Origin of the sequence: Citricoccus sp. NPDC055426 (assembly GCF_040677445.1) — a bacterium.
GTDB lineage: Bacteria > Actinomycetota > Actinomycetes > Actinomycetales > Micrococcaceae > Citricoccus.
This window is the reverse complement of record NZ_JBFARZ010000014.1, coordinates 73,893-80,649: the sequence shown is the minus strand read 5'-3', so window position 1 is coordinate 80,649 and position 6,757 is coordinate 73,893. Positions and strand designations below refer to the sequence as shown.

General features: G+C 62.3%; 7 protein-coding genes and 1 pseudogene. 6 read left to right on the top strand and 2 right to left on the bottom strand.

The window, feature by feature from the left end; translation table 11 throughout:
* The first annotated feature begins 851 nt into the window (after window positions 1–851).
* Together AB0K08_RS15590 and AB0K08_RS15585 are read left to right on the top strand one after the other, a co-directional pair.
* The gene (locus tag AB0K08_RS15590) at window positions 852–1,586 is read left to right on the top strand and encodes a glycosyltransferase (RefSeq protein ID WP_363356010.1); all 735 of its coding nucleotides are present in this window, start codon (window positions 852–854) and stop codon (window positions 1,584–1,586) included.
* A 2-nt stretch (window positions 1,587–1,588) separates the two neighbouring features.
* Complete coding sequence (locus tag AB0K08_RS15585) at window positions 1,589–2,338, top strand: WecB/TagA/CpsF family glycosyltransferase (RefSeq protein WP_363356008.1); 750 nt, start codon at window positions 1,589–1,591, stop codon at window positions 2,336–2,338.
* A 149-nt stretch (window positions 2,339–2,487) separates the two neighbouring features.
* Here AB0K08_RS15585 and AB0K08_RS15580 read toward each other — a convergent pair whose 3' ends face one another.
* Window positions 2,488–2,664: a hypothetical protein gene (locus tag AB0K08_RS15580; protein WP_363356006.1), complete on the bottom strand. Its 177-nt coding sequence runs from the start codon at window positions 2,662–2,664 to the stop codon at window positions 2,488–2,490.
* 45 nt (window positions 2,665–2,709) lie between these two features.
* The gene (locus AB0K08_RS15575; protein WP_363356004.1) at window positions 2,710–3,663 is read right to left on the bottom strand and encodes a transposase; all 954 of its coding nucleotides are present in this window, start codon (window positions 3,661–3,663) and stop codon (window positions 2,710–2,712) included.
* A 162-nt stretch (window positions 3,664–3,825) separates the two neighbouring features.
* Between AB0K08_RS15575 and AB0K08_RS15570 the strand changes: the two are divergent.
* From AB0K08_RS15570 to AB0K08_RS15555, 4 genes and pseudogenes are all read left to right on the top strand, one after another.
* Window positions 3,826–4,113, top strand: a pseudogene (locus tag AB0K08_RS15570) (hypothetical protein); the annotation flags it as partial.
* 68 nt (window positions 4,114–4,181) lie between these two features.
* Entirely contained in the window at window positions 4,182–4,823 is a 642-nt protein-coding gene (locus tag AB0K08_RS15565) for a tyrosine-type recombinase/integrase (RefSeq protein WP_363356002.1), read from the top strand.
* Window positions 4,820–5,773 (top strand): tyrosine-type recombinase/integrase, encoded by a 954-nt coding sequence (locus AB0K08_RS15560; RefSeq protein ID WP_363356000.1) that lies wholly within the window; start codon window positions 4,820–4,822, stop codon window positions 5,771–5,773. The genes AB0K08_RS15565 and AB0K08_RS15560 overlap by 4 nt, the downstream gene beginning before the upstream one ends.
* Complete coding sequence (locus AB0K08_RS15555) at window positions 5,770–6,738, top strand: tyrosine-type recombinase/integrase (protein ID WP_363355998.1); 969 nt, start codon at window positions 5,770–5,772, stop codon at window positions 6,736–6,738. The genes AB0K08_RS15560 and AB0K08_RS15555 overlap by 4 nt, the downstream gene beginning before the upstream one ends.
* The last annotated feature ends 19 nt before the right edge of the window (window positions 6,739–6,757 follow it).

The window sequence follows — 6,757 nt, the reverse complement described above, 5'->3', positions numbered from 1 at the left end:
GACATCATCGTGCTGCTGGTGGACCACGCGGCCTTCGCCGAGCTCGAGCCCCTCGCCGCGGGCAAGCACCTGGTGGACACCCGGGGGCAGTGGCGACCATGAGTCCCCTACTCGAGTTTCTTATACAACATGAGTCCCCTACTCGAGTTTCTTATACAACTCGTTCAGATATCATATTAGTTGAGTAGAGTGAGGGATATTGACCCAACGCAGAACACCACTCCTGTCAATGACCCGCCGCCCTGCGCCAGCTGCCGCGTCAGCTTCAACCCCTAGCTGTCCTTTGCGCCCTTGATGGAGCAACACAGTCGAGTGCCCAGACAGGGACGGTTAGCCGCCCCTCATTGCCTCAGTGACAGGTGCAATGCGGCAGACTGGCCTGCCACGTTAATGCTTTGCCAACTTCACGGAACAGACCACGTGAGGTTGGTCACATCCCGGGCGCCAGGCTAAGTCTTGCACCTTATAGTCTAGTACGTTCATTACAGGCGGATAACATAATTCAACCACAGAGATGCCCCCCCTTCACTATGATGATCATACTTAGCACTTAGGAGCCCCAGTTGGCCGCAACAGTACCGACAAACGTGGCTTTCGTTAGTTGGATCAAGTACCACGGCAGAAGTGAAGGGATAGCCAGACGTGTCGGTGCCTTCGAATGGACACAGTCCGGTGGCGAAGGGAATGCGCTCGCCAGGTATCTTAACCTGTTTCCCCGGACCTTAAGATTTCTTCGAGAGTCACGCCCTAATGCCGTCATAGTGATGCAGCCCCCTATTGTTGCGTTGTTCGCCGCTGCCTTGGGCACGGCAGGTCGACGCACTCGCATCGCCGGAGACTTACACACGGCCGTGTTCGACAATCCAAAGTGGACGTGGGCGACAGCTCTCACACTCAGAATCCTACGCAGGCCGGGAAACTTAGCCATCGTCACCAATGACGAACTCGCTGATCAGATCAAACGCTCCGGCGGAGAAGCAATCGTCCTACATGACCTAATCGAGGTCTACAAGGACAGGTCCAGTGAACAACTTGACGACGCCGACCTTGACAGGCAACTTTCGAATCACAGCTTTGTCCTAGTTCCCCTCACCTATGCATATGACGAGCCGTTGAATGAACTATTCGAGGCCGCCAGGTTGACCCCGGAAGTCAAGTGGGCATATACGGGCAAGGCACCTAAAGAGGTACGTGAACAAGCCCCAGACAATATTCACTTCTCTGGATTCGTGAGTAAGCAGGACTACATGCGCTTGCTATCTCGCGCGCTTGCCGTTGTGGCTCCAACAACGAGCGAATCCACGATGCAACGCGCGGGCTATGAAGCGCTGTCGGCATCGAAGCCACTCATGACCACAGCCACGAGAGTCCTCATCGACTACTTCGGAGATGCCGCAATTGCCGCACCGGTTACAGGCGTTGGATTCGCCCAAGGGATCCGAACCCTGCTTGCCAATCAGGGGGATTTCACAAGCCGGATGACTAACCTCCGTGAAGCAAAGCTTAGTGACCAAGAGACTGCGTTGCAGCGGCTTCGAAGTTGGTGCAGCAGTATCGATCTTACGATTAGCGAAAGGGCACACTGAAGATGTCACTTGACGAGATCCGCGTCCTCGGAACACGTGCTCACCCGATTTCTATGCAGGAAACTCTCTCGCGATGCATTGAACTTTCACGCGGACTCGGTAACCAACATGTGGTAATTAACGCTGCAAAGGTGGTGTCACTTCAGGAAGACTCTCTTTTACGGTCCACGATCGACGAGGCTTCCTTGGTGGGAATCGACGGTCAGTCTGTCGTGTGGGCTGCCAGATGGCTTGGCTATGACGTTCCCGAACGAGTAGCTGGCATAGACCTTATGCACGAGATTATTCGTGCAGCTCCGGGAGAGAATCTGAGGCTATATTTCCTTGGTGCCGAGCAGTCCGTCGTGGAAAAGGTCGTTGAGTTCGCCGAAGCAAGGGGTTGTACCGTAGCTGGGTTCAGAAATGGATACTGGACTGACGAAGAAGAATCGACGATTGTATCTGACATCGCAGACCTAAATGTGAACGTACTGTTCCTCGGACTACCCTCGCCAAGGAAAGAGCACTTCGTGCGCACGTACCGCCAGGCACTAAACACGGGGCTGACAATCGGGGTTGGAGGGTCGTTCGATGTCATCGCCGGGAAGACACTGCGCGCTCCCTCTTGGATGCAGAAATCTGGACTTGAATGGGCCTACCGACTTTCTCAAGAACCTAAGAGGATGCTGAAGCGCTACCTAGTGGGAAATGCGAAGTTTATAAGAATCGTCCTCAAAGAGAAACTAGGGCCCAGGTCAGAAAGACCAGACTAGACGACCCTTCTATAGCTCTGGTCAAGAGGGTGTGCAGCCTTCTGTGGGTATAGCAGGCCATGAATCGAATGAGCAGCTGCGGATTTCCCCGATGCCTTTGCCCTCCGCGGTGCGCCGCTCGACGTGGTCCAGCCTGACTCGTGCCACTTTTAGTGCCCTGCAGGGGCATTGATCTTGTCGAGGATGTCCTGGGTCACGGCGTCAATGGCCGGTGCGGCGGTGAGTTCGTGGCCGTTGACGTCGATGGTGACCGTCCGCAGAGGCCTGAGTGTCTGGACGAGCTTCCTGATGCTGATTCCGCCGGCCCACTGCAGGTGCCAGGCCACGGCCAGAGCACAGAACACCACCGTCAGGCCTGACTCGTGCCACTTTTAGTGCCCCGCGTGGGTGTTGATCTGGTCGAGGATTTCCTGGGTGTCTGCGTCGATGGCAGGGGCCGCGGTGAGTTCGTTGCCGTTGACGTCGATCGTGACCGTGCGCAGGGGCCTGAGGGTCTGGACGAGCTTCTTGATGCTGATCCCGGTGGCCTCCTGCAAGTGGCGGGCAACGGCCAGAGCACGGAACACCACGGTCAGGTGCGCCTCGATCGAGTCACGCTGGTGGTGGAACATCGACCGGGCCCGGATATCGGACTTGGCCATGCGGAAAGACTTCTCGACCTGCCACAGCGAGTGGTAGGCCGCCACCACGGAGGGTCCGTCGAGCACCTCCAGGCCGATATTTGAGACGTAGCCTTTCAATCCCAACAGTTGGCGGGCCCGCTCGACCAAGGCCCAGTCCACCCCGGGTTTCTTGCCAGCGAGCTTCACGAACCGGTCCCGTTTGATCGGCCGCTGTCCATTGGCGACCTTCTCGGCCTTCTCGATCTGCTTGTTCAGCGTGTAGTTGTCCCGCTTCTCCCGCTTGAACGAGTACTGATAGACCACCCGCCGGTCCCGGGCTTTGGACCCGGTGCCCATGGTGCGCACCGATTCCAGGGTCTGGCCATCGGCGAAGTGGTTCCCGTGGCGCTGGAAATGCTCCGCCAGGTCATAGGGGGCCTTGGTGATCCGTGAGCCCGCGATGAAGGAAAACCCGGCGTCCTCCAGGGCATTGAGGTTCGCCGCGGAGAGCATCCCGGCGTCGGCCGCCACGACCAGGTCCCTGGTCTGGTGGCGCTCCTGAAGCGATTTGAGCACCGGGACCAGGGTGAGGGTCTCGGCCTTGTTCCCCTCGAAGCAGTGGATCTCCAACGGGAAGCCATCCCGGTCCACCAGCAACCCGACCACGATCTGCGGGTCGACCCGGCGTTCCTTGCTCTTATGCCGACGTCGGCATAAGAGCAATTACGCCGAGGTTTCGGTTATGCCGATGTCCTCGTCCGGCCGGCGGGAATCGTGCTGGTCGGCGGGCTTCGGGGCGATGGTCTGGGCGGCATAATCCTGACAAGGTAGCGCCCGTTGTGTCTTTCTGGTGGAGCTCGCTGTTCCCATCAGAAGGAGAAGGTCATGGTTTCGGAGAATTGGGTCGCCGGCTGCGAACCAACGGCGTCAGAAGAGGATCTGCTGGCTGAGTTCGGTGGGTGGCTGAACCGCCAGCGTGGGCTGGCACCGGTCACGGTCCACAACTACTGCTGGAACGTCGGTCGGTTCCTAGCGGTGCTGCCCGAACCTGTCAGAGCCTCGGTGTGTGCTCTGGATGCGGCGGCGGTCACGGGCTTCATGGTCGAGTTCTGCCGGAACCGCAATACGAACTCGGCGAAGGCGATGGCCCGGTCGATCCGGTCGTTTCTGCGTTTCGCTCATGCCACCGGCCTGACCTCGATCGAGCTGTGGGGCACGGTCCCCTCAGCTGCGGGCGGCACTTGGCATCCTTGCCGAAGGCCGTCCCGGCCGCTGATATTGAGCGGCTGCTCACGGTCTCCGCCTCGTCTCGGCCCACTGCGGCGGGACGGCGTGACTACGCGATCCTGCTGCTGCTGGTCCGGCTGGGGTTGCGCCGTGGTGAGGTCGCTGCCCTGGCTCTGGAGGACATCGATTGGCGGGCCGGGGAACTCACGGTCCACGGCAAGAGCAACCGGGTCGAACGACTCCCGCTTCCGGCCGCGCCGGGAGAGGCGATCGCCGAGTGGTTGACCGAGGGCCGGCCCCGTTGTCAGAGCCGGTCGGTGTTCACGACGTTGAGGCCTGCCGGGCGGCCGCTGTCGGCCGGAGCAATTGGCCACGTCGTGGGGGCTGCGTGCCTGAGTGCGGGTCTGGACCGGCTCGGTGCGCACCGCCTGCGCCATACGTTGGCCACAGAGATGTTGCGGTCCGGGGCCTCACTGGCCGAGGTGGGGCAGGTGCTTCGCCACCGCAGCGCTAGGTCCACAGCGATCTACGCCAAGGTCGACGAAGTCGCCCTGCGGCCGCTGGCACGGCCCTGGCCCAGCAGCGCACCCGGCGGGGCAGCTCCGGATGCCGCGGACCGGGACCTGGTCCGCCCGTGGCCGGGGGCCCGGTCATGAACACGTTGCGCCAGAACGTGGATGACTACCTGACCATGCGCCGGACGATGGGCTTCAAGGCCGAGGGCCTGACCAAGCTGCTCAGACGCTTCGTCACATTCTGCGAGGTCCGCGGCGTGGACCGCGTCCAGGACGACATCGCCCTGGAATGGGCCACCCTGCCGGTCAAGGTGCCGGTCAGCGACGCCCTGTTCGCCCGCAGGATGGACGCGGTGCGGCTCTTCGCCCGGCACCAGCATGCCCTGGATCCAGCCACGCAGGTTCCACCGGAGACGGTCTGCAACCGCCGCTACCGTCCCAGGGAGCCACACGTGTTCAGCGACGCTGAAGTCCTGGTCCTGTTGACCGCCGCGGACACCTTGTCACCGCGATTCAAGGCGGCTACCTGGCGGACGTTGATCGGCCTGCTCGCTGCCACGGGGATGCGCCCCGGGGAGGCGTGCCGCCTGAGCCTCGGCGACATCGATCTGAGCGCCGGGGTGATCCAGGTCCTGGAGACGAAGTTCGGCAAGTCCAGGCTGGTGTTCCTCCACCCGACCACGGCCGCGGAGCTGGGCCACTACCTGCAGATCCGCCGAGACCGGGTCGGCACCGCGGCCCGGGATTGCCCGATGCTCTTCCTGAACGCACGGGCCACGGCGCTCGATCCCGGCAAACTGGGCCAGACCTTCAGCCAGGTCCTCACCGCGGCCGGTATCACCACCGCTGCCGGCCGCCGGTCGCCCCGGCTCCACGACCTTCGACACACCTTCGCCGTGAACACGATGCTGGGCTGGTACCACGATGGCCATGACGTCCAGGCACGCCTGCCGCTGCTGTCGACCTGGCTCGGACACGTCGATCCCGCCTCGACCTACTGGTACCTACACGCCGTCCCCGAACTGCTGGGCCAGGCAGCCAGCCGCCTCGAGGTCCGGGACAGCACGGTCACCGACGGGACGCCATCATGACGGCGCCGAACCTGACCGCGCTGATCCAGGGGTTCTTCACCGACCGTCTGGTCCGGCAACGACAATCCAGCCCCCAGACCATCGCCGCCTACCGGGACGCGATCAGGCTGCTGCTGCTGTTCAGCGCGCAGAAGGCGAAGAAGCCACCGGTCCGGTTGACGATCGCCGACCTCGATGCGGTCACCGTCGCAGCGTTCCTCGACCATCTCGACAGCGACCGGCATAACAGCACGGCCACCCGCAATGCGCGTCTGGCCGCCATCCACTCCTTCTACCGGTACGCGCTGCCGCTCATCCCCGACAAGGCCCACACAGCCAGTCAGGTCCTGGCGATCCCACAACGCCGCCACGAACAGGCCACCGTCTCCTACCTCACCGAGACCGAGACGGACGCCCTGCTGCAGGCACCGGACCGCAAGAGCTGGTTCGGACGTCGGGACCACGCCCTGCTGGTGACGGCCATCCAGACAGGACTTCGCCTCTCGGAACTGACCGCACTGACCATCCAGGACATCACCACCACCATTCTCGGCGCCGCCGTTCACACCATCGGCAAGGGCCGCCGGGAACGCGCCACCCCGCTGACCCGGCAGACCCTTGCGAGCCTGCGCCCGTGGCTGCGTGAAGCCGGCCCGGAACCCACCGCGCCGGCCTTCCCCACCCAACGCGGAACGCCGATGTCGGCCGATGCCGTTCAACGACTCGTGGCAAAGCATGCCGCCACCGCCGCATACAGCTGCCCCTCGATCGTCACCAAGAACGTCACCCCGCACACCTTGCGGCACACCGCGGCGATGGCCCTGATGAAGGCCGGGGTCGACACCTCCGTCATCGCCCTGTGGCTGGGCCACCAAAGCCCGGTGACCACCCAAATCTATCTGCACGCAGACATGACGATTAAAGAGCGCGCACTGGAGCGCGTGAACACGCCCAACACCACGCCCGGCCGTCGAGCAACTATGTGAACCGTCCCGGATTCTCTGC

Bases quoted from the DNA above. Each gene is read 5' to 3' on its own strand.
- AB0K08_RS15585 (WP_363356008.1), top strand. From the start codon at position 1,589: ATGTCACTTGACGAGATCCGCGTCCTCGGAACACGTGCTCACCCGATT.
- AB0K08_RS15560 (WP_363356000.1), top strand. From the start codon at position 4,820: ATGAACACGTTGCGCCAGAACGTGGATGACTACCTGACCATGCGCCGG.
- AB0K08_RS15555 (WP_363355998.1), top strand. From the start codon at position 5,770: ATGACGGCGCCGAACCTGACCGCGCTGATCCAGGGGTTCTTCACCGAC.